The 19,205-nt window shown below is 68.4% G+C and carries 24 protein-coding genes; 7 read left to right on the top strand and 17 right to left on the bottom strand.

Features of this window, described 5'->3' with window-relative positions; all coding sequences use genetic code 11:
* Positions 1–40 precede the first annotated feature (40 nt).
* A complete protein-coding gene (locus IG98_RS0122775; protein WP_051752668.1) occupies positions 41–373 on the bottom strand; it encodes a WCX domain-containing protein in 333 nt (110 codons plus the stop codon).
* 79 nt (positions 374–452) lie between these two features.
* Here IG98_RS0122775 and IG98_RS0122770 point away from each other — a divergent pair, with 79 nt between their 5' ends.
* From IG98_RS0122770 to IG98_RS52610, 3 genes are all read left to right on the top strand, one after another.
* A complete protein-coding gene (locus tag IG98_RS0122770; protein WP_211264059.1) occupies positions 453–890 on the top strand; it encodes a Rossmann-fold NAD(P)-binding domain-containing protein in 438 nt (145 codons plus the stop codon).
* Positions 891–1,091: 201 nt separating this feature from the next.
* Entirely contained in the window at positions 1,092–1,466 is a 375-nt protein-coding gene (locus tag IG98_RS50730) for an MFS transporter (RefSeq protein WP_051752666.1), read from the top strand.
* Between the two features lie 233 nt (positions 1,467–1,699).
* Positions 1,700–1,966: an MFS transporter gene (locus IG98_RS52610; RefSeq protein WP_051752664.1), complete on the top strand. Its 267-nt coding sequence runs from the start codon at positions 1,700–1,702 to the stop codon at positions 1,964–1,966.
* Between the two features lie 100 nt (positions 1,967–2,066).
* Here IG98_RS52610 and IG98_RS50720 read toward each other — a convergent pair whose 3' ends face one another.
* The 14 genes from IG98_RS50720 to IG98_RS48940 all read right to left on the bottom strand — a co-directional run bounded on the left by IG98_RS50720 (position 2,067) and on the right by IG98_RS48940 (position 12,812).
* Positions 2,067–2,501, bottom strand: a complete 435-nt coding sequence (locus tag IG98_RS50720) for a hypothetical protein (RefSeq protein ID WP_157594462.1) — start codon at positions 2,499–2,501, stop codon at positions 2,067–2,069.
* A gap of 586 nt (positions 2,502–3,087) precedes the next feature.
* The gene (locus IG98_RS0122760; RefSeq protein WP_030915565.1) at positions 3,088–3,282 is read right to left on the bottom strand and encodes a ferredoxin; all 195 of its coding nucleotides are present in this window, start codon (positions 3,280–3,282) and stop codon (positions 3,088–3,090) included.
* Positions 3,283–3,313: 31 nt separating this feature from the next.
* Positions 3,314–4,540, bottom strand: coding sequence for a cytochrome P450 (locus IG98_RS0122755; protein WP_030915563.1), 1,227 nt, complete (start codon positions 4,538–4,540; stop codon positions 3,314–3,316).
* A 158-nt stretch (positions 4,541–4,698) separates the two neighbouring features.
* Positions 4,699–4,830: a hypothetical protein gene (locus IG98_RS54335; RefSeq protein WP_281178508.1), complete on the bottom strand. Its 132-nt coding sequence runs from the start codon at positions 4,828–4,830 to the stop codon at positions 4,699–4,701.
* Positions 4,827–5,027, bottom strand: coding sequence for a ferredoxin (locus IG98_RS0122745; protein ID WP_030915560.1), 201 nt, complete (start codon positions 5,025–5,027; stop codon positions 4,827–4,829). Before IG98_RS0122745 ends, IG98_RS54335 begins: the two co-directional genes overlap by 4 nt.
* A gap of 49 nt (positions 5,028–5,076) precedes the next feature.
* On the bottom strand, positions 5,077–5,727 hold the full coding sequence (locus tag IG98_RS0122740; RefSeq protein WP_037971032.1) for a TetR/AcrR family transcriptional regulator: 651 nt from the start codon (positions 5,725–5,727) through the stop codon (positions 5,077–5,079).
* 2 nt (positions 5,728–5,729) lie between these two features.
* On the bottom strand, positions 5,730–6,926 hold the full coding sequence (locus IG98_RS0122735; protein WP_030915554.1) for a cytochrome P450: 1,197 nt from the start codon (positions 6,924–6,926) through the stop codon (positions 5,730–5,732).
* A 392-nt stretch (positions 6,927–7,318) separates the two neighbouring features.
* On the bottom strand, positions 7,319–8,464 hold the full coding sequence (locus tag IG98_RS0122730) for an alpha/beta fold hydrolase (RefSeq protein ID WP_030915551.1): 1,146 nt from the start codon (positions 8,462–8,464) through the stop codon (positions 7,319–7,321).
* Between the two features lie 42 nt (positions 8,465–8,506).
* The gene (locus IG98_RS0122725; RefSeq protein ID WP_030915548.1) at positions 8,507–9,175 is read right to left on the bottom strand and encodes a response regulator; all 669 of its coding nucleotides are present in this window, start codon (positions 9,173–9,175) and stop codon (positions 8,507–8,509) included.
* A complete protein-coding gene (locus tag IG98_RS0122720) occupies positions 9,172–11,022 on the bottom strand; it encodes an ATP-binding protein (protein WP_030915545.1) in 1,851 nt (616 codons plus the stop codon). The genes IG98_RS0122725 and IG98_RS0122720 overlap by 4 nt, the downstream gene beginning before the upstream one ends.
* A gap of 5 nt (positions 11,023–11,027) precedes the next feature.
* Positions 11,028–11,159, bottom strand: a complete 132-nt coding sequence (locus tag IG98_RS54330) for a hypothetical protein (protein ID WP_281178506.1) — start codon at positions 11,157–11,159, stop codon at positions 11,028–11,030.
* Positions 11,160–11,336: 177 nt separating this feature from the next.
* Complete coding sequence (locus tag IG98_RS0122710) at positions 11,337–11,642, bottom strand: hypothetical protein (protein WP_157594461.1); 306 nt, start codon at positions 11,640–11,642, stop codon at positions 11,337–11,339.
* Positions 11,643–11,769: 127 nt separating this feature from the next.
* On the bottom strand, positions 11,770–11,994 hold the full coding sequence (locus IG98_RS0122705; protein ID WP_030915540.1) for a DUF397 domain-containing protein: 225 nt from the start codon (positions 11,992–11,994) through the stop codon (positions 11,770–11,772).
* Complete coding sequence (locus IG98_RS48940) at positions 11,976–12,812, bottom strand: helix-turn-helix domain-containing protein (RefSeq protein ID WP_084195564.1); 837 nt, start codon at positions 12,810–12,812, stop codon at positions 11,976–11,978. The genes IG98_RS0122705 and IG98_RS48940 overlap by 19 nt, the downstream gene beginning before the upstream one ends.
* A 294-nt stretch (positions 12,813–13,106) precedes the next feature.
* On the opposite strand from IG98_RS48940, the gene IG98_RS0122695 reads away from it, so the two are divergent.
* Positions 13,107–13,358, top strand: coding sequence for a hypothetical protein (locus IG98_RS0122695; protein ID WP_030915533.1), 252 nt, complete (start codon positions 13,107–13,109; stop codon positions 13,356–13,358).
* Entirely contained in the window at positions 13,355–13,765 is a 411-nt protein-coding gene (locus tag IG98_RS0122690) for an ATP-binding protein (protein ID WP_051752661.1), read from the top strand. Before IG98_RS0122695 ends, IG98_RS0122690 begins: the two co-directional genes overlap by 4 nt.
* A gap of 194 nt (positions 13,766–13,959) precedes the next feature.
* Here the strand turns inward: IG98_RS0122690 and aspS are convergent, their stop codons facing one another.
* The gene (aspS, locus tag IG98_RS0122685; RefSeq protein ID WP_030915527.1) at positions 13,960–15,264 is read right to left on the bottom strand and encodes an aspartate--tRNA(Asn) ligase; all 1,305 of its coding nucleotides are present in this window, start codon (positions 15,262–15,264) and stop codon (positions 13,960–13,962) included.
* 394 nt (positions 15,265–15,658) lie between these two features.
* Here aspS and IG98_RS0122680 point away from each other — a divergent pair, with 394 nt between their 5' ends.
* Both IG98_RS0122680 and IG98_RS0122675 read left to right on the top strand, forming a co-directional pair.
* The gene (locus IG98_RS0122680; RefSeq protein ID WP_030915524.1) at positions 15,659–17,311 is read left to right on the top strand and encodes an MFS transporter; all 1,653 of its coding nucleotides are present in this window, start codon (positions 15,659–15,661) and stop codon (positions 17,309–17,311) included.
* Complete coding sequence (locus IG98_RS0122675) at positions 17,312–17,923, top strand: TetR/AcrR family transcriptional regulator (RefSeq protein WP_030915521.1); 612 nt, start codon at positions 17,312–17,314, stop codon at positions 17,921–17,923.
* Between the two features lie 12 nt (positions 17,924–17,935).
* Here the strand turns inward: IG98_RS0122675 and efeB are convergent, their stop codons facing one another.
* Positions 17,936–19,189 carry an iron uptake transporter deferrochelatase/peroxidase subunit gene (gene efeB / locus IG98_RS0122670; RefSeq protein ID WP_030915518.1) on the bottom strand — a complete coding sequence of 418 codons (1,254 nt, stop codon included), beginning with the start codon at positions 19,187–19,189 and terminating at the stop codon, positions 17,936–17,938.
* Between the last annotated feature and the right edge of the window lie 16 nt (positions 19,190–19,205).

The raw sequence follows: 19,205 nt of genomic DNA, 5'->3' as shown, positions 1-19,205 counted from the left end.
ATTCTGGCCTGATCAGGCGGTTTGTTGGTGACGGCCCGTCCTATGGCCCAGATGACTCCGACGCCTGGCGCGGTCCGCCGGCGCGCATGAAGAGCTCGCTCATGGCGTGAATGTGGTCACGGAACTCGGCGGGTTGGACGACGTCGAACTCGGCACGCACCGCCGCGAGGATCATGACCGGCCAGTCGAAGGCGTCGACGCTCATGTGCAGGCGGCAGGTGTGGTCGTCGACGGGCTCGACCCTTCCTCCGGTGACGGCGACGACCTGCTCGACATCACCTGCCGGGGCGTGGAGGTGGACCACGATGTCGTAGCGGGTGGGGCGGGCGTCGAACCGGTCCTGGACGAACTCGGCGGCGTCGGCCGCGGGCAACTCCCGCTGGCGGAAACGAGCTCCGGTGGTGGCCGGGCCGGTGAGGCGGTCGAGGTCGCCGTCCGTCCGGTCCGAGCGCGTGGTGCGCTACCCGTTCGCGGACGAGCCGATGAACCTGATCCACGAGGCCGACATCGCCGCCGTCGCCGTGGCCGCCCTGTTGCACGACGGCCACCACGGCAAGGCCTACACCCTGACCGGGCCCGCACTGGTCACCGTCCGCGAGCAGGTCCAGGCCATCGGCCAAGCGCTCGGCGAACATGTCCGCTACGAGGAGGTCACCCGCGAGCGCGCCCGGGAGCTGATGAAGGCCCAGGGCGGATTCGCCGCGGAGACCGCCGACCTCATGCTCGGCTTCGTCGAGTACGACGGCGGCGCGGCGTCCGGCGCCGACGGCTACGCCGACCAGGACTGGTCCGCGCTGATGCGCGTCTGGCCGGACGTGGAACAGGTCACCGGGCGCGCCCCGCGCGACTACGCCGAATGGGCCCGCGACCACCTTGTGGACTTCCGCTGACCGCCGCTCTCACACGGGTGTCCTGTTCCCGCCTTGAACGAGACACCCGCTTCCCTGCTCCGTGCCGGCCGATGCCTCAACGGCCCGGTCCGGTCGATTTGTCCCGCAGCTTGGAGACCTGATGACCGACAACCTGACATCTCTCGCGACGCCGCCCGCCCCTGCCACCCCATACAGATCGCCGCCCACGTACTGCAGGGCTTGTTCGGTACGGCCATGATCCCCCAGGGCTTCGGCATGATGAAGGAGATGTTCCCGCCCAGAGAGCTGCAGGCGGCCTTCGGCGCGATGGGCCCGATCATGGGGCTGTCGGCGGTAGGCGGCCCCACTCTGGCGGGGTGGCTGGTCGACGCCGACTTCTTCGGCACCGGCTGGCGCATGATCTTTCTGATCAACCTGCCGATCGGCCTGATCGCCATACTCGCCGCGATCAGATTCCTGCCCGCCACCCGCCCGATCCGGAGCTCCGGCTTGACCTGCCCGGTGCGGTCCTCGCCTCCACCGCCTCACTGCTGCTCGTCTTCCCGCTGGTTCAGAGCCGCGAGTACGGCTGGCCCGCCTGGACGTTCGCGATGATGGCCGGCTCCGCCTCGGCGTCCCCCCGTTGCAGGCCGCGGTGGCGGGCATCTCGCTGTCCATCGGAATGATCGTCGACATGGGCTCATGCGTCACGGCCGCAGGGTCCTGCACGCCGGAGCCGTACCATGACGGCCGGCGTCCTGGCCCTCCTGCCACTACTGGGCCCGGAGGCCGGCTTCTGACAGCTCGCCCCCGCCCTGCTCGTCACCCGCCTGGGGTCCGGACTCATCATGGGGCCCTACTTCGACATCGTGCTCGCCGGCGTCGACCCGCACGAGACAGGCTCAGCCTCCGGCACCCTCACCGCCCTCCAGCAGGTCGGTGGCGCGCTTGGAACAGCCGTACTCGGCACCGTGTTCTTCAGCACGCTGGACACCGACCCCACCGCCGCCGCCCGCAACACCTTCCGGATCGTCGCCGGGATGATCGCGTTGACCTTCCTGGCTGGATTCCTCCTGCCAAAACAAGCCCACCGAAACGCGGAACCCCCGCACTGACCATGGCCGACAGCGCGAACTCAGCTGGGAACATCACCCACACCGTGCGGTTCGACATCAAACAGAGAACCCAAGACCACCTTGTTCGACTCTTCCCGCCCTACGCTTCTGGGCGGTGAACTTTCATCGATTCAAGATACGCGTGTACCTGGCGTGGACTGTAGCCGACGAAGGTGATGGCGAAATCAGGTGCGGGAAGGGCTCCATCCACCTTAGAGGTGTCATTTAGCTGACGCACCGATGCTATGTAGTCGTCCACATCCTTGCGACGGTAACCGCGCATTGTCCTCTCAAAGAGAGGAGGTCCGCCGGTTTTCGGGCCCCTCTTTCGTAATACATCACGCACTATATCAATGGAGAGCCAGAGACTAAAAACCATCAAGGCCACGATTCCGACGAGCTTGATTCCCGAAGGACGAGAAACCACCAAGCCCGTTACTCCGATTACAACAGAAAGTGGAGGAAGAATAAACGCAACAACCTTTTGCCCGACAGGCAGGTCACCCCACCAAGGTCTGCGATCGATGGGACTCATGGGAATCAATGTGCCATAAAGCTGGCCTTTCTGTATATACCCATGATCATTGTCCTCGATCTTTCACGATCTTCGTGTGGTCGGCTGAAGCATCCCGGCTGAGAGCTGATTTCGCTTCTTGGTCAGCATGGTGGCCCGGCTGTCGCGCCGGGTGGGCCGCTCCCTGGGGTGTACTTCCCTGGTCGGTGGAGCGGCTTGGCACTGCTCAGGGGGGCGCCGGCAAGCCTTGCAGGCAGGTGACAGCGGTGATGATCTGCGTTGCCCGGGGCCTGCGGGCGGCGATGCTGAACCGGAGCCGTCCGCCGTCGCGGACCAAGCCCCCGGCAAGGTCGCCATCGACGTCAAGGCAGGCGGTGCGTGGGCTGGCCAAGCAGGTCCTCGCCCGTCTTGGCGCGCGCGGTTCGTGCTCTGGGCCTGTGCCGCACGCGCTCGCGCGGTCTGGCCAAGAGCAGCCGCGGCCACGTCATGACTGTAGTGCTGTGACCACATACGTTCACCGGGTTGGGTGATCACACGGTGACCTGGTCACCGCGAGCAGCAACCCGGTGAACCTTCCCGGTCACAGCATTAACAGTTGACTCGGAGGTCAATCCTCGATCTGGATGGCCAGCGCCGGGCAGACCACCGCGGCGTGCCGGACGTCGGCGGCCTGTTCCGCCGGCGGATCGGGGTTGAGCAGCACGACGATGCCGTCCTCGTCGCGCTGGTCGAACACCTCCGCGGCGGCGACCACGCACTGTCCGGAAGCGACACACCTGTCCTGGTCGATGGTCACCTTCATGAGAGCCTCCTGATTGCCGTACCGGGGAGAGTCACCAGGTCACGGGGAGTTCGTAGACCCCGTAGACGGACCCGTCGTGCTTGAACGGGATCTGTTCCAGATCCGCGGCCGGCCGCAGGGTGGGAATGCGCCGATAGAGGGTGCTGTAGACGATCTGCAGCTCCAGCCGGGCCAGCGTCTGGCCCAGGCACTGGTGCACCCCGAAGCCGAAGGCCACGTGGCGGCGGGCGTCACGCTGGATGTCCAGCCGGTCGGGGTCGGGGAACGCCTCGGGGTCACGGTTGCCGATGTCGTTGGCCATGATCAGCCCGTCGCCGGCGCGGATGAGCTGCCCGGCGATCTCGATGTCCTCCAGCGCCGCCCGGCGCCGCCCGTTGTGCGTGATGTTCAGGTAGCGCAGCAGTTCCTCCACCGCCGAGGCGACCAGCCTCTCATCGTCGGTGTCGCGGAGGAGGGCCAGCTGGTCGGGGTTTTCCAGCAGGGCGAGCGTACCGAGCGCGATCATGTTCGCGGTGGTCTCGTGCCCGGCGATCAGCAGCAGCACCCCCATCTGGGCCGCGTCCTGCCGGGACAGTTCCCCGCTCTTGATCCGCTCGGCCAGCTGGGACAGCATGTCGTCGCCGGGGTCGGCGAGCTTCTCACCCATCAGGTCGTTCAGGTAGCCGGCCAGCTGGCCGAGAGCGGCCGACCGCTGCTCGGGTGTCGTGTCCCGCTTGATGACGGTCTTGCTGTTGTCCTGGAAGAAGTCGTGGTCGGCGTAGGGCACACCGAGCAACTCGCAGATCACCAGTGAGGGCACCGGCAGGGCGAACGCCTCGACCAGGTCGACCGGTTTCGGGCCGGCGAGCATGTCGTCGATCAGCTCGTCGACGATCTTCTGAATGGCCGGCCGCATCGCCGCCACCCGCTTGACGGCAAACGGCGCCGTCACCATCCGCCGCAGCCGGGCATGCTCGGGATCGTCCATCAGGATGAAGCTGACCTTCGACGAGCCGGTGACGGGGGCCGAGCTCGGGTAACCGGGCCGGGTGATGTCGGAACTGACCCTCGGGTCGGCCAGCAGCGCCCGCTGCTCGGCGTAACGGGTGACCAGCCACGGGGTGCTGCCGTCCCACAGGCGGACCTTGGTGAGCGGCCCCTCCTGCTGCTTGGCCCGCAGGGTCGGGGGCGGATCGAACGGGCAGCCCGCCGCCCTGGTCATCGGGTACTCCGGAATCTCCGCGGGGTGCTCACTCGCCGGATTCAACGTACTGGTCACTGATTCCTCCAATGGGTCCTGCGGCGCGACCTGTTCGCGGCAGGTGTCGATTCATCAAGATCAGCGGCTGTCACTCGGGGCTGCCGCACGGTCGGAGAGTGCGTCGACGACCTCCTGTCGGCGTAGGCGAGTCTGTGACGAAGCGGCGGCCAACCAGGTCACCGTCCACCACGGTCACCTCGGGCGCCGAGTACGGTCAGGCCGCCCCGGTAGCCCTTGCGCCGCAGCGCTTCGGCGGTGGCGAGCCCGGCGGCGGCGCCGACCACCGGCCCGCTGCAGGGAGCATTCACCCGGTCTCGCTCAGCTCGATCGCGGCGGCCGGGCACACCGCGGCGGCTTCGCGGACCGCGGCGTGCAGGCCCTCGGCGGGTTCCGCGTCGAGCAGCAGGACGATCCCGTCATCCTCCCGCTGATCGAACACCTCCGGTGCGATCAGCACGCACTGGCCCGCACCGCAGCATTTGACCTCGTCCACAGTGACCTTCATCGTCAGCTCCTCCTCTGCCTGCGACTCACCGGGGCGCGACTGCTCCCCGTCATGGACAGGACGTGACCGGTGCCAGCCACAGCCCGACAAGCGCGTCGATCAACCCGGTCGCGGCGTCGTGCCAGCTCGACCGGGGGGTGGGGGTGCCCTCGGCGAGAGCGCGCTCGCGCTCGGCGTACATGTGCGTCATCAGCTGACGGGCCATGTCACCACGCTCGGCCCGCACCTCGGCCGGCAGGTCGGGAAGGCATCGGTTCAGGCCGTCCAGGACCTGTTGCAGCGACGGCGAGGTGAGCGACTCCTCGACCATGATTTCGCGGAACACGGGGTCGGTCATCACCTGGGCACCGAACCGGGCGTACCACGTGAGATCGCCCAGGGCGGCCAGATGCTCGGCGCTCGGGCGCACCAGGCAGGCCAACCAGTCCCGCAGGTCCGGGCTGTCGCCGAGCTCGGCCAGCATTCGCACGCGCACCCCCTCGACCTGTTCGGAGTTTCTGCGCACGATGGCACGGACCAGGTCGGCCTTGGTGCCGAAGTGATAGCCGACCGCGGCGTTGTTCCCCTGCCCCGCGGCCTCGCTGACCTGGCGGTTGGACACGGCGAACACCCCGTGCTCGGCGAACAGCCGCTCCGCCGTCGCGAGGATCGACTCCCGCGTCGCACCGGCCCGCTCGGCCCTGGCGACCCTGCCGGCCATGGTCACCATCGCACCGGGACTTCGCGCAACCCGCCGACGATGAGTCCCTCGACCTTGTGCAGGTCTTCCGCCGGGACGGCGAGTTCCAGGGAGGGAAGCCGGCGCAGCAGCACCTCGAGCACGACCTGCAACTCGGTGCGGGCCAGCGCCTGTCCCAGGCACGAGTGCGCCCCTGCGCCGAAGGCCAGATGGGGGTTCGGGCTGCGGCCGAGGTCCATCTCGTCGGCGCCGTCGAAGGCGCTCTCGTCGCGGTTGGCCGCGGCCATGCTGCACACCACGGTCGTCCCGCTCGGCAGCAGGGTCCCGGCCACCTCGAGCTCCTCGCCGAGATAGCGCGGCATGCCGAACCCCGGGTTGGCGTCAAACCGCAGCGCCTCCTCCACCGCGGAGCGCACCAGCGAGCGATCCGCCAGGAGTCGCTCCCAGCGCCGCCGGTCGGCCAGCAGCATCGCCACCATCTTGCCGATCATGTTCGCGGTGGTCTCGTGCCCGGCGACCAGCAGGCCCATGCCGGTGGCCACCAGCGTCGCGTCGGACAGCAGCTCGCCGTCGGCGTCGGTGCCGACGATGAGCTCACTGAGCAGGTCATCGTCCGGTTCCGCGCGCTTGGCGGTGATGTGGGCGGCCATGTACGTGACGAACTCGGCCTGTGCCGCGTCGATCTCCGCCTGCGTGTACCGGGTCAGGTTGAGCAACGTGTCGGACCAGTACGCGAACCTGTCCCGGTCCGCGTCCGGGACCCCGAGCAGGTCGCAGATCACCCACACCGGCAGCGGGAAGCCGAGGCTCGCCTTGAGGTCCGCCGGCTGCCCCCGCTCCAGCATGTCGTCGATGAGCCGCTCGGCCATCGCCTCCATCCCCGGCCGCAGCGCGGCCATGCGCTTGACGGTGAACCATTTGCTGACCATCCGCCGCCACCGCTGGTGCCCCTCACCGGCTTGCGGTATCGACATCGACATCTCGCTGTTGAACGGCCCACCCGACTCGTTGGCCGAGATCCGGGCCGCGTCGTCCGCGTGCGTCGGCCGGGTGAACCGCGGATCGGACAGCACCCGCCTGACGTCCTCATAGCGCGTGACCAGTGACGCCTCGTCCCCGCTGGGCAGCGTCACCCGCGCGACCGGACACCCCTGCCGCAGCCGCGCCCATTCGGCCGGCGGCTCCAAAGCCGCCTCGCCGGGAATCGGATAGCTCAGCATCGGCCCACCGTCACCCTGACCCACCGTGCCCCCTCCGAACCGACCTTCGAGTCACGATCAGTCAACCGATGCTGTTAACTTAAGTCAAGCAACTGACTTAAAACCTGTCTAAAATCTGTCAGACCATCCGCACCCGTACTGTCAAGCCGGAGATTTCGCCATGCCCCATGCCGAACCTGCCGTGGCATCCACCCCCCCGGACGAATACCGTCGTGGTGGTGCCGGCCTTCGCCGGGATCGTGGTCTCGCTGATGCACGGGCGAAACAGGAGAACACCTCAGCGGCAAACGTCTCCAGTCGCGCCCGCATGGCCTCGAGTCCTTGAGGGGTCATGTTTCCTCGCCCCCGAAACAGGTGACACACCGTCTCTTACCCGAGGTAACCAGGTCCCACTAGGGCGTAGGTAGCTTTCTCCCCAGGAGGAAGGCCGTCAGAAGCTCGCGGTAGAGGTCAGGACGGCCGTTGGCGATGGAGTGCCCCGCGCCGGGCACGTAGAGGAATGTCGAGTTCGGCAGAGTGCGCCGGTATTCGTCGGTGACCTGCCACTTGAGGTAGTCGCACTGGCCGCGCACGATCAGCGTCGGCACGTGGACCCGGCGCAGCTTGGGCCTGGGATCAGGTACGGTCTCCGCGTCCGCGGAGGTGACCTGGTTGACGTAGAAGCCGGGCTGGTTGGTGTGCGTGGGCGCGGGTGCCGCCCCCGGGCAGCCCGTGGCGTCCTTGGCGGAGACGAGCAGCTGGTGGAAGTAGGCGTCCGCCTCGCGGTCGGGCACCATGCTGTGCGCGGCCGCCGGGTTGAGCCCGAGCAGGACGTTCTGGACGAGGAAGCGCAGCGAACCGTCGGGCCCGTCCCCGTTGCCCCAGGGCGAGCCCACGCCGTCGGGATAGGCAGGCTCCCAGATCGCTCCCGGTGAGGTCAGCACGGCCCTGGCGACGCGGTCGGGATGGGCCGCCATGTACGCGGCCGCCAGGGTGCCGCCCCAGGACCTGCCGACCAGGATCACCCGCTCGGCGCCGATCGCACTGCGGACGGCGTCGAGATCGGCGACGTGCCTGGCCACCGTGTAACCGCTGACATCGTCGAGGCGCGTGGAGCGTCCAGCGCCGAGTTGGTCGTAGGCATAGACGTCGAACCCCTCACCAGCCAGTTCCCGCCCGCCCTCCGGGACCCCCTCACCCGGTGTGCCGGGGCCGCCGTGCAGGAAGATCACCGGATACGGCCTGGCCGTACCCCTGGCCGGTTCGCTGACATAGGCCAGGCGGGAGCCGGTGGGCAGGTCCCAGAACCGCACACCCGCCGGAATCACCGGCACCGGCGCGGGAAACGGGAGCAGGACGGTGACGGCGGCGATACCGCACAGCACAACGGTGATACCTGCGGCATACAGTGCTTTTCGCGCGACCAGCCATGCGATCGACACGATCGAGGCGGCGGCCGCTCCGGCGAAGACCGGGTATACGGGCACGACCATGGCGACGCCGAAGAAGATCAGCGGCGAGAGGATCAGGGCCAGGACGGCCCCCAGGACAAGCTTCATGGGATCAACGCTAGGAAGGTGAGGAGGCCGGTTCTTCCTCCGTCAGGATGGCTGCTCCCCCCGCCGCGCGGCGGGGCGGACCAGGCCCGTCTCGTACGCGGCGATGGTGGCCTGAAGGCGGTTGCGTACGCCGAGCTTGCCGAGGATCACCGCGATGTGGTCCTTGACGGTGGCCGGGCTGATGCCGAGCACCGCGCCGATCTCGGCGTTACTCAGGCCGGTGGCGACCTGCTTGAGCACTTCGGTCTCGCGCGGCGTGAGCACGCCCGTGCTGCCGTTGTACGGCGGCGGCTCTTGCGCGAATCGGTCGATGAGCCGCCTCGTGATGCCTGGGTCGAGCATGGCGTCTCCGGCTGCGACCACCCGGACCGCGTCGATCACCCGCTCGGGCTCCGCGTCCTTCAGCAGGAACCCGGCGGCGCCGGCCCGCAACGCGCCGAAGACGTAGTCGTCCAGCCCGAACGTGGTCAGCACCACCACCCGCGTCCCGGGCACCTCGGCGGTGATGCGCGCCGTGGCCCGCAGGCCGTCGAGGCCGGGCATCCTGACGTCCATCAGCACCACGTCGGGGCGCGATTGGAGAGCCAGCTCGACCGCCGCCTGCCCGTCGGCCGCCTGACCCACTACGGTCATATCGCGCTCGGCGTCCAGGACGGCTGCTATGCCCGCCCGCACGACCGCCTGATCGTCGGCGACAAGAATGGTGATCATTCGGGTAGCCATACCCGTATCGTGCCATCAGCCATGGTGATCAGTTCCCCCCCGACCGCGTCGGCGAGGTCCCGGAGCCCGGCCGTGGCCTTGCCCTCAATGCTCACGCCACCGTTCAGGTAGGCCACGGTCACCTCGTCGCCGTGCTCGAAGAATTGCTCTGCCGCTCTGAACGCGGCCACCTGAACCGCCGGGTCCACCTCGCGGCGCTCGCCCGTGAACTTGACGATGGCGCCCTTGCGGGAGGCCAGCGCCGCTACTCCGGCCAGCGTAGGGGCCGGATCTCCCGTCTCGCCCAGCTCTTCGAGCAGGTCTCTGAGTGTGGTGAGTCCATCCCTGGCCTCGGCCAGCGCGTCGGCGAGCCTGCCCGCATCCGCCGCCGCCACGACCGCCTCCGCGTGGCGCATCGCCGTACGCCGCAGGCCGCCCGCGATCCTGTCCCGCTCCGTTCGTACGGCTGCCGCCGTCAGCTCACCCGTCGCCGTGCGCGCCTGCGCCTCCCCGACCGACCGCCGCGCCCGAATCGTCGCGACGGCCGCGCCGAGTACCCAGGCGGTGACGGCGGGCACGGTGACGCCCAGGCCCAGCACCACCCACGCGCCCAGCCGGTTGCCCGTGATCCCCGGGCCGGCCGCCAGCGCCAGCCCACCTACCGCCGCCATGCCCAGGCAAGCAGAAAGACCCTTCCCGCTTAGTCCGATGGCGTAGAGCAGCGCCAGTTCCACCCACGAGCACCACAGGAACACATCTCCCGCGGGCGGTACGGCTCGCGTCGCCACCAGCACCGAGTAGATCGACAGCGCCACCGCCAGCGCGAAGCCGGGTGCCCGTCTGCGCCAGCCGAGCGGTAGTGCGTGGAGGGCGCAGAGGGGAAGGAGAAGCAACAGGTCGGCGGGGTCGCTGTCGAGCAGGCTGGTCCCGACCGACAGCCCGACGGCCAACGCCACCAACGCCCAATCCGCCCCCCGTCTCCCCCGCCACCCGTCCTTCCTCCCCCGCCCCCGTGTCGTCATCCGGAAGGACGCCGCCACAGCCCACCCATCACCCTGGGGGCCGGCGGTCAGCGTTCCTCCGCACTCGGCCGCGGCCGCCCTGAGCCCGGCCAGCCCCTTTCCCGCCCCGAGGCCGTCCTCCGCCCTGCCGCTTTCCCCGCCCTGGTTGATCACCGTCACCACCAGGTCTCCGTCGGCGGCGGCGAGCTCCACCCGCACCTGCGCGCCCGGCGCGTATCGGGCGGCGTTGGTCAGCGCCTCCCGCACCACCCGGTACGCGACCGCCGCCACCTCCTCCCGCACCTCGTCCACCGTCCTGCGGTACACCACCCCGGGTCCGGCCAGCGCGTCGACGTCGGCCAGCCGTGGCACCCCGGGAACGCCATCCATGAGCGCGGCCAGTTCCCTCACCACCAGCCGACCCTCAGCCGCCGCATGCTCCAGCGCAGACGCCACCAGCCGCGCATCCCCCAGCCGCAGCGCTGAGGCCGCGCCGACCACGATGCCGGTGAGCCGATGAGCCGCGGTGTCGTGCAACTCGCCGGCCAGCCGAAGCCGCTCCACCGCGGCAGCCGTCGCGGGCACTGCCTCAACCCCCGCCAGAAAGGCGGCGAGCGCATCCCGCTTGGCAAGGACCCGCCGCCGCCACCGCCCCAGCGCCCACGCCACCGCAGCCAATCCGGCGGCCAGCAACAGGCTCCCGACGACATCACGGACCCGCCACCCCAGAAAGCCGGAGACCCCACCCGTAATGACGACAAAGGCAAGCGCCACCACCCCGGCCACCTCCGCGGTGCGCCGTACAGCCGCGCCGTACACGATCAGCATGGCGAGGACCAGCGCAACCCACTGCATGGAGGTCAGGAGGGTTCGAGGCGGCGGTAGGGCAGAATCCGGATGTCCAGGGCCCCGGTCATCAGGACGACCAGCATGATCACCACGACGGCCGCGACCAGGATCCGCCGGCTTCTACCGATACTTACGCCCCCCATTGTGCATCAGTAGCACATCTGACCGCCCGATCCTCATTCAGCACCATTCTCGGGGTCTGAGGAACATCGGTGCTGTGACCGGAAAGGTTCACCGGTCACAGCACCGGGTGTCCCGGGGCAGGCCCTTGAGACGCCGAGAGCCCCTGGCCATGGCCGGGAGCTCTCGGCGTTGAGCGGTCACCCGTGCCGGCGGGTCCCGGCTCGGCCGGTGGGATCGTTCTGCCACGACCGGAGCCGGGCATCAGCCGCCCACCAGGTCTCGGTATGGCCGTCACGGAAACGACGCCGCACGCGCGTCCAGTCGGCGGGAGCGTCCAGGCCGCCCCAGGCCAGAGCGCGGGCGGCGTCGATCTTGGTGTGCGGGGGCGACGTGCTCGGCCGCCGATTCTCCCAGGCCAACCGCATTACCGGCCCCGGTCCGCCGTACGCGACCACGCGTTCCTCATCGAAGGTCGCATGGGTCTTGGCAGATTCGTGGAGCAATTACACGCGAGAGGTGTCCTCCCGATCAAGGTGACGGAAGCCTGAAGAACTCCCATCATCCTAGGTCAGAGGGCACCTCCTCTCATTTCAGGATCTTCACTGCAGATTCGACTCGGTGGATCCAGCCTCAGATGCCGAACTCGCCACCCTTGATGCCACTCAGAAACGCCGACCAAGCGGCGGGGGCGAAGACGAGCGCTGGGCCGGTCGGGTTCTTGCTGTCACGGACGGCTACGACGCGAGGAAGGTTGGTTGCGACCTCGACGCACTCACCGCCGTTGTTGCCGCTACGGGAACTCTTCTTCCACACAGCCCCGGAGAGATCCGTGATGGTCAGATCTTCAGGTTCCATCGCTCCACTGCTTCCTTGATCTTTTCGAGTGATTCGCCTGGACGATATGCCTCTGTGCTCAGTCTGTCATAACGGTCCAGGATCCGCGTGACGAGATCATGCTCTGCTGACACTTCGCCTTTACCTGCCGAATCAACGGAGACGGCGGGTGGGGCATCGGGCAATTCCGCGATGACGAATGCCGACAACAGGCCGTCTGTGCAAGAAGTGTCATACGGAACGAGCTGTACCGTCACGCGGCGATGCTGCGCGATAGCTGCCAGGTGGTCGAGCTGCTGATACATGACTTCCCTGCCACCAATCGGACGTTTGACCACCCACTCATCCAGAAGCACCCGAAGTTCGGGAGGATTATCCCGGTTGAGAATTTCCTGTCGCCGCATACGAGCCGCTACCTGATCTTCTATCTCCGCTTCGGGAGTCGAGAAGTGACCGAGGAAGACGGCTCGCGCGTAGTCCTTCGTCTGGAGTAGGCCGGGGATCAAGAAGGGTGCCCAGATCCGCAGCATGGTTGCCCCAGGCTCGATCTCCTCAATCCAGCGGAGGAACCATCCCGGCCCGGAAGGTGATTGGTGGATCCGTCGATATAACCGGACGAAGTAGTCACTCTCGGGAAGATTGAAGACGCGATCACATGCCTCCGCGAAGTCAAGTTGCGGGTTGCGGGTACCGGCTTCGATGTGCCCCACAAGAGACGGTGAGCATCCAAGGCGATCGGCCAGCCGTCTTTGTGACCACCCTGCTTCCTTACGACATCTGGCCAGCTCACGGCCAAAGCGCGCGAGAGGAGACAGGTGGGAATCGAGGTTTTTGACCATGACCGCCTCCGAGGTTCCTTGGCGTACCGCCGACCTTTGCTGACACGGTAGCGAAATCTCTTACATCAGCTGAGGTTTTCTGCAATCGGATTGTCCTTCGACTTCCTATGCGAGACAGCTATGTCTACCTGCATTCTGGGCGTACATCAAACGAGCCACCAGGGAAGATCGCAACGATAAACCGACAATTACCTCACACAGCTGGAGCCCAAGATGACAAATCAAGATTCCGAAAGTCGCACTATCCGGACAAATAGCAGCGCATCTGTAAGCACTCAGCGGATTCCTCGGCACGTGAAAGAAGATCAGTACCTTCACCTGGTCCGATTGGCATGGGACCTGCACAAGCTTGGCTTGAGCGCGATGGTTGAGCTGCCGACCGGAAAGGAACCGGCTCTGCTGGTTTCCCGGGCGGCTGGGCCGTTGCGGATCATGGCGCTGAGGTTCAAGGGAACGTGGTTCTTCACCTGGGGCCGGGGCGATGGCCAGCGAGTGCGGGCACTGTCGAGTGAGGCGTCAAACCGTGTCTGGGAGATGGCGCAATGAGCACCGTTAGGCTTCTGGGCGCCGTTGATCTCCCCGGCTCGCCGAGTTCGATCGCGGTGGCGCGGGCGTATGTACGGGAGTTGCCGGGAGTGGCAGGGCATCCGAGGGCAGATGAGGTTGAGCTACTGGTCAGCGAACTGGTGGCGAATGCCGTACAACACTCCGACTCTGGGCACAGGCCGCATGGAATGCTGCGGCTGGTGGTTGCCGACCATGACCACACGCTGCATGTGGAAGTGATCGACGAGGGCTCCTCAGGCGCCATTCCACAGGTTCCCGCACAGGTGGACTCGCTCAGTGAGAACGGCCGTGGTCTGTGGCTTGTTCAGGGGCTGTCATCGGCCTGGGGCTGGAAGGAGAGCGAAACCGGTCGAGTCGTCTGGTTTGACCTGCCCACCCGCCCCTAGCAGCCACAACCTTCCCAGATCTCCGGGCAGACGGGACCGTCCCCCGATCCCACTGACCCCGGAGCCGGTCCACGCCGACGGCTCCCCCGCGCCGGGCGTGGACCGGATGAAAAGGCCGGCGTCCACGGACCTGATCCCACCATCGTCCGGGACGCCGGCCTCCCCCACCTCGGCCACAGTGGAAAGCGAGTCGTTTACGGAGCGAGCCGGTGCAGGTCGCGGGGGAAGAGGGTGACCTGGCGTATGTTCGGCACGTCGAGCAGGCGTGCCATGAACCTTTCCAGCCCGAAGGCGAAGCCGCCGTGCGGCGGCATGCCGGAGCGCATCGCGTCGAGGTATCCCGAGTACGCCGACAGGTCGCTCTCGCCGCGCGCGGTCAGCGTTCGCACGTAGTCGGCGTGCCGGTGCATCCGCTGGCCGCCGCTGACCAGTTCCAGGCCACGAAATATCAGGTCGAACGCGCGCGAGTGGCCGGGCCGCGCCGGGTCCGGATGTGTGTAGAAGGCGCGGTGCGCGGTCGGGTAGCCCTCGACGAACACGAAGTCCGAACCGTGCTCGCGCAGGGCCCACTCCCCGATCCAGCGCTCGTGCGCCGGGGCGAGGTCGGGCTCGGCGGTGATGTCCTGGCCGGTCGCCTTGCTGATCATCTCAAGGACGTCGGTGAAGTGCACCACCACTGGTCTCTCCGTCAGCGCGGGCATGGTGACGTCGAGAAGCTCAAGTGAGGGACCGGCCGACGTCTGGATGCCTGCCAGCATGCCCCCGACCGTCGCGTGGCACGCGGCGATGACGTCGCGGTGGTCCTCGATGAAGCCCATCTCGGCGTCGAGGGACGTGTACGACGCCAGGTGGCGGGCGGTGTCGCTCGGCTCGGCGCGGAAGACCGGTCCGACCTCGTAGACCCGCTCGAAGACGCCGACCATCATCTGCTTGTAGAGCTGAGGAGACTGCGCCAGGTAGGCCGGACGGCCGAAGTAGTCGAGCCTGAAGACGTTGGCGCCGCTCTCGGTCGCCGCACCCACGATCTTCGGGGTGTGGATCTCGACGAACGACATCGCTTCGAGCGCCGTACGGAAGCCGCCGACCGCGGCCGCGCCGATGCGGTGGGTGGCGGCGAGCTTCGGGTGGCGCAGCGCGACCGGCGCGTGGTCGAGCATCGTCGGCAGGCTCGCGCGCAGGTCAGGCCGGTAGAGGTCGAACGGGGCCGGGTCGGCCGGGTCGGTCAGTGCCTCGATCACCGGCGAGGTGATCTCGACGCCGCCCGGCGCGGACGGCTCGGCGGTGACCGTGCCGACGACGGAGACCGTCGTCTCCTCCGGCAGGGCCTCCAGTTGAGCGCGGACGGCCTCCTCGGACACCACGACCTGGGTCAGGCCGGCGGCGTCGCGCAGGATCAGGAAGGCGACCGACTTCAGCAGTCGGCGACGGTGAATCCAGCCCGCGACGCGTACGGTCTCGCCGACGTGCACGGACAGCTGGGTGGACAGGATGCGTTGCATGGTGGTGACCTCCTTGAGTTCGCAACGCGTCCCCTGAGAGGCGTGGGCGAGCGGGATCCTCGCGGTACCACCACACCTTCGCCACACCGCCGGCTTGTGCGGCGTGGCCTCTGCAAACCCTTGACGTGGGCGATTCGGCGGGACTCTACTGGGCCCGAGGGCCGTTCTTCCCCGCAGCTCGGGAGGGTCTTCGCACCCCGGCCGGAGTCCGCCTTCGCAGCTACCGGCGGCTCTCTCCGACTCCGGTGATCGAGGCGCTACTCGTCTCCGTCATCGCTGTTGATCGCCACCCTACCCGGCCCGCCCAGGTCACGCCCACCCCATTGACCGTCCTACCCGGAACATCGGCACGCGCCCGGATAGATAGCGACATGATGTTGCTATAGTTCGCGACATGTCGTCGCCAAGTTCTCGTCAAAGCTGGCTGCCTCTCTTCGTGCTCGCGGTCGGTGTGTCGATGGTCGTCATCGACGCGACGATCGTGAACGTCGCCGTTCCGGCGATGATCGACGATCTGGGGCTCACGGTCACCGATGTGGAGTGGGTCAACTCCCTGTACCTGCTGGTGTTCGCCTCCCTGCTCATCCCGCTGGGCCGGATCGGCGACCAGCGCGGCAGGCCGCAGCTGTTCGCCACCGGCATCGTGGTCTTCCTGGTCGCGAGCCTGCTGGCGGCGATCGCGGGGAGCGGCGCGATGCTGATCGGGGCCAGGGGCATCCAGGGAGTGGGCGCCGCGATGGCCATGCCCATGACACTCGCGATCATCAACTCCACCTATTTCGGCAGGCAACGGGTGATCGGATTCGCCATCTGGGGCTCGATCGTCGGCGGCATGGCCGCCATCGGGCCGCTGGTCGGCGGCTGGCTGGTCACCGACTACGGCTGGCGCGCGGCTTTCTGGATCAACCTGCCCATCGGCGCGCTGGTCCTGCTCGGCGCGCTTCGCATTCCCGCCTCCCGTGAGGATCGCGCCACCGGTCACGACCCGCTGGGCATCGCGCTGATCGTGCTGGGCATGTTCTCCATCGTCTTCGGCCTCATCGAGGGTCAGAAATACGGCTGGCTCACTCCCCTGCGGGCCGCCGAACTCTTCGGACTGCGGTTCGAGGAGGTCTCCCCGGTGCCCTTCGCGTTCGGCATCGGCATCCTGGCCGTGGCCGCCTTCATCCTGCTGGAGCGGCGACGCGAGCGGGCCGGGCGCCCCGTGCTGATCGACCTGACGCTGTTCACGCTGCCCGGCTTCCGTTACGGCGCGATAACCGCGATGATCGTGGCGCTGGGCGAGTTCGGCGTGATCCTGGTGCTGCCGCTGTTCCTGCAGTCGGCGCTCGGCCACAGCGCGTTCACGGCCGGCCTCATCATCGCCACCCTCGCCGTGGGCACCTTCCTGGCCGGCGGCGTGGTCCCCGCCCTGACCAGGAAGGTGAGCTCGCGGACGGTCGTGCAGATCGGCCTCGCCCTGGAGGTCGTGGGCGCCGTCGGCATCGGTCTCTCCCTGGAGGCCGGCATGAGCATGTGGCGGATCGTGCCCTGGATGCTCGTCTACGGCTTCGGCATCGGCTTCGCCACGGCCCAGCTCACCAGTGTGCTGATGGCCGACGTACCCGCCCGGCAGGCGGGTCAGGCCTCCGGGTTGCAGAGCGCGATCCGCCAGGTCGGTGCGGGGCTGGGGGTCGCCATCCTGGGCGGGGTGCTGGTCACCGGGCTCGGCTCGTCGGTCGAGAAGAACATGGCGTCCTACCCGGAGCAGGTCCGCACGAGCGTGGCGAACGCCGTGCAGGAGAGCGGTGGTGCGGCCATCCCGGGGCTGAGCGATCCGGCCGTCCACGCGGCGGCTGTCGCGGGCGCCACCGAGGCGACCCGCAGGGTGCCGGTCATCACCGGGCTGGTCCTGCTGGCCGGACTCGGCTTCACGTTCCTGCTCCCGCGTACCGCCGCCCCCACCCGGGACAGTGAGGACGCGGACGGTGACGAAGACGGGGAGAATGACGGTGACGGAGCGGGGATGCCCGAACCGGACAGCGGAGGACGCCACCAGGAGGTGTAGATGCCAAGGATCAGCGCGGCGACCGTCGCCGACCACCGGGCCAACCAGCACGCCGCCCTGCTGGAGGCGGCGCGCGAGATCCTGGCCGCGCAGGGAGTGCACGCGCTCACCCCGGCGGCGGTGGGCGCCCGGATCGGCCTGGCCCGATCGAGCGTCTACCGCTACTTCTCCTCCACCGCCGACATCCTCGCCCAGCTCACCGAGGAAGGCTTTCCCCGCTGGGCCGGCCGGCTGCGCGCCACCATGGCCGAGACCCCGCCCAACGGGCCGGCCGCCTCACTCGACGAACGGCTCCGGGCGTACGGCAGGGTCGCGCTCGAGTTCGTCGGCAGTACCGACTACGCGCTGGTCCCGGCGGCGCAGACGCTCGGCCTGCCGACCGAGTGCCTGGCACGGCTGGAGGAGTTGCACGGGTCGCTCCTCGAGCCCCTCGGCGACGTGCTCCGCGAGGCGGGACACGACCATCCCGCGCTGCGGGCCGAGCTCGCCTGGGGCGTACTCCGCGCGGGCACCCGGCGCCTCGCCTCGGAGTCCCCCGGCGGCCCCGGCGCGGAGGACACGACCGAGATCATCGAGATCACCCTCGACATGTTCTGCCGAACCCTGCGCTGATCCAGTCGGTGGTCAGGAGAACAGGGCTCGGCCCCAGTAGTCGCCCGCGTCGCGCACGCCGGGCGGGCAGGCGAACAGGGCGCTGGAGACGTGCTTGATGTACTCGTTGAGGGAGTCCCTGCCCGCCAGGGAGCGCTGCACGGTGACGAACTGGCGGTGGGGGTCGCGCTGGTAGGCCATGAAGAACAGGCCGGCGTCCAGCCGGCCCAGGCCGTCGGAGCCGTCCACGTAGTTGTAGCCGCGGCGCAACAGGTGCGCACCGCCGTTGCGGGACGGGTGGGCGAGCCGTACGTGCGCGTCGTCGAAGATCAGGGGCTTTCCGTCGGATCCCTTGGCCTCGAAGTCGATCGGGTCGAACTCATTCTTCCTGCCCAGCGGTGCCCCCTCCCCCTTGTCCCGGCCGAAGATCTGCTCCTGCTCGGCCAGCGGTGCCCGGTCCCAGGTCTCGACCAGCATCCGGATCTTGCGGGTGACCAGGTAACTGCCACCGGTCATCCAGTCGGGGCCGTCACCGGACCCCACCCAGAGCTGCTCCTTCAGCAGCGCCACGTCCTCCAGCTTGAGGTTGGCCGTGCCGTCCTTGAACCCCATCAGGTTGCGCGGCGTCGCCTGCGCGCGCGAGGTCGACGAGGTGCGGCCGAAGCCGAGCTGGGACCAGCGCACCGAGACCCGGCCGAAGCCGATGCGCGCCAGGTTACGGATGGCGTGCACCGCCACCTGCGGGTCGTGCGCGCACGCCTGCACGCACAGGTCACCGCCGGAGATCTCCGGCAGCAACGCGTCTCCGGGCAGGTGCGGCAGATCGGCCAGCGCGGCCGGCCTGCGCGAGGCCAGCCCGAACCGGTCGTCGAAGAGCGATCCACCGAAGCCGACGGTCAGCGTCAGCCCGGAGGCGGGCAGGCCGAGTGCCTCGCCGGTGTCGTCCGGCGGTGCCTCCGGCTGGCCGCCGACCGCGCCGAACGTGCCCGCCTCCTGGCCCTGGGTCATCCGGGCCGCGGCGGCGCTCCACTCCTGGAGCAGCTCGGCCAGCTCCGCCTTCTTCTCGGTGATGACGTCAAAGGAGACGAAGTGCAGCCGGTCCTGTGCCGGGGTGACGATGCCCGCCTGGTGCTCGCCGTAGAAGGGGACCGCATCGGAGACGGAGGCGACCGTGGTGGGCGCGGGCTCGTCACCGATCCCACGCACCGCGATCACACCCGCGCCGGCGACCGCCACACCGGCCGCGCCCATGCCGAACAGCTTCCTACGGCTGATCCGCTGGCTCATCGCACCCCTCCCCTAC

The sequence above is a fragment of the Streptosporangium amethystogenes genome (assembly GCF_000721075.1).
In the GTDB taxonomy this organism is placed as follows: Bacteria; Actinomycetota; Actinomycetes; order Streptosporangiales; family Streptosporangiaceae; genus Streptosporangium; species Streptosporangium amethystogenes.
Note: the sequence above shows the minus strand (reverse complement) of the source record. Positions and strands in the feature narration are given on the sequence as shown.

What these genes read in the sequence shown, in the direction of transcription:
- IG98_RS0122690 (WP_051752661.1), top strand. Translation starts at nt 13,355, where the DNA reads ATGAGCACCGTTAGGCTTCTGGGCGCCGTTGATCTCCCCGGCTCGCCG.
- IG98_RS0122725 (WP_030915548.1), bottom strand. Translation starts at nt 9,175, where the DNA reads ATGATCACCATTCTTGTCGCCGACGATCAGGCGGTCGTGCGGGCGGGC.
- IG98_RS0122720 (WP_030915545.1), bottom strand. Translation starts at nt 11,022, where the DNA reads ATGCAGTGGGTTGCGCTGGTCCTCGCCATGCTGATCGTGTACGGCGCG.
- IG98_RS50720 (WP_157594462.1), bottom strand. Translation starts at nt 2,501, where the DNA reads ATGAGTCCCATCGATCGCAGACCTTGGTGGGGTGACCTGCCTGTCGGG.
- IG98_RS52610 (WP_051752664.1), top strand. Translation starts at nt 1,700, where the DNA reads ATGGGGCCCTACTTCGACATCGTGCTCGCCGGCGTCGACCCGCACGAG.
- IG98_RS0122740 (WP_037971032.1), bottom strand. Translation starts at nt 5,727, where the DNA reads ATGGCCGGCAGGGTCGCCAGGGCCGAGCGGGCCGGTGCGACGCGGGAG.
- IG98_RS0122745 (WP_030915560.1), bottom strand. Translation starts at nt 5,027, where the DNA reads ATGAAGGTCACTGTGGACGAGGTCAAATGCTGCGGTGCGGGCCAGTGC.
- IG98_RS0122675 (WP_030915521.1), top strand. Translation starts at nt 17,312, where the DNA reads ATGCCAAGGATCAGCGCGGCGACCGTCGCCGACCACCGGGCCAACCAG.
- IG98_RS48940 (WP_084195564.1), bottom strand. Translation starts at nt 12,812, where the DNA reads ATGGTCAAAAACCTCGATTCCCACCTGTCTCCTCTCGCGCGCTTTGGC.
- IG98_RS0122730 (WP_030915551.1), bottom strand. Translation starts at nt 8,464, where the DNA reads ATGAAGCTTGTCCTGGGGGCCGTCCTGGCCCTGATCCTCTCGCCGCTG.
- IG98_RS54330 (WP_281178506.1), bottom strand. Translation starts at nt 11,159, where the DNA reads ATGGGGGGCGTAAGTATCGGTAGAAGCCGGCGGATCCTGGTCGCGGCC.
- aspS (WP_030915527.1), bottom strand. Translation starts at nt 15,264, where the DNA reads ATGCAACGCATCCTGTCCACCCAGCTGTCCGTGCACGTCGGCGAGACC.
- IG98_RS0122680 (WP_030915524.1), top strand. Translation starts at nt 15,659, where the DNA reads ATGTCGTCGCCAAGTTCTCGTCAAAGCTGGCTGCCTCTCTTCGTGCTC.
- efeB (WP_030915518.1), bottom strand. Translation starts at nt 19,189, where the DNA reads ATGAGCCAGCGGATCAGCCGTAGGAAGCTGTTCGGCATGGGCGCGGCC.
- IG98_RS0122735 (WP_030915554.1), bottom strand. Translation starts at nt 6,926, where the DNA reads ATGCTGAGCTATCCGATTCCCGGCGAGGCGGCTTTGGAGCCGCCGGCC.
- IG98_RS0122705 (WP_030915540.1), bottom strand. Translation starts at nt 11,994, where the DNA reads ATGGAACCTGAAGATCTGACCATCACGGATCTCTCCGGGGCTGTGTGG.
- IG98_RS0122760 (WP_030915565.1), bottom strand. Translation starts at nt 3,282, where the DNA reads ATGAAGGTGACCATCGACCAGGACAGGTGTGTCGCTTCCGGACAGTGC.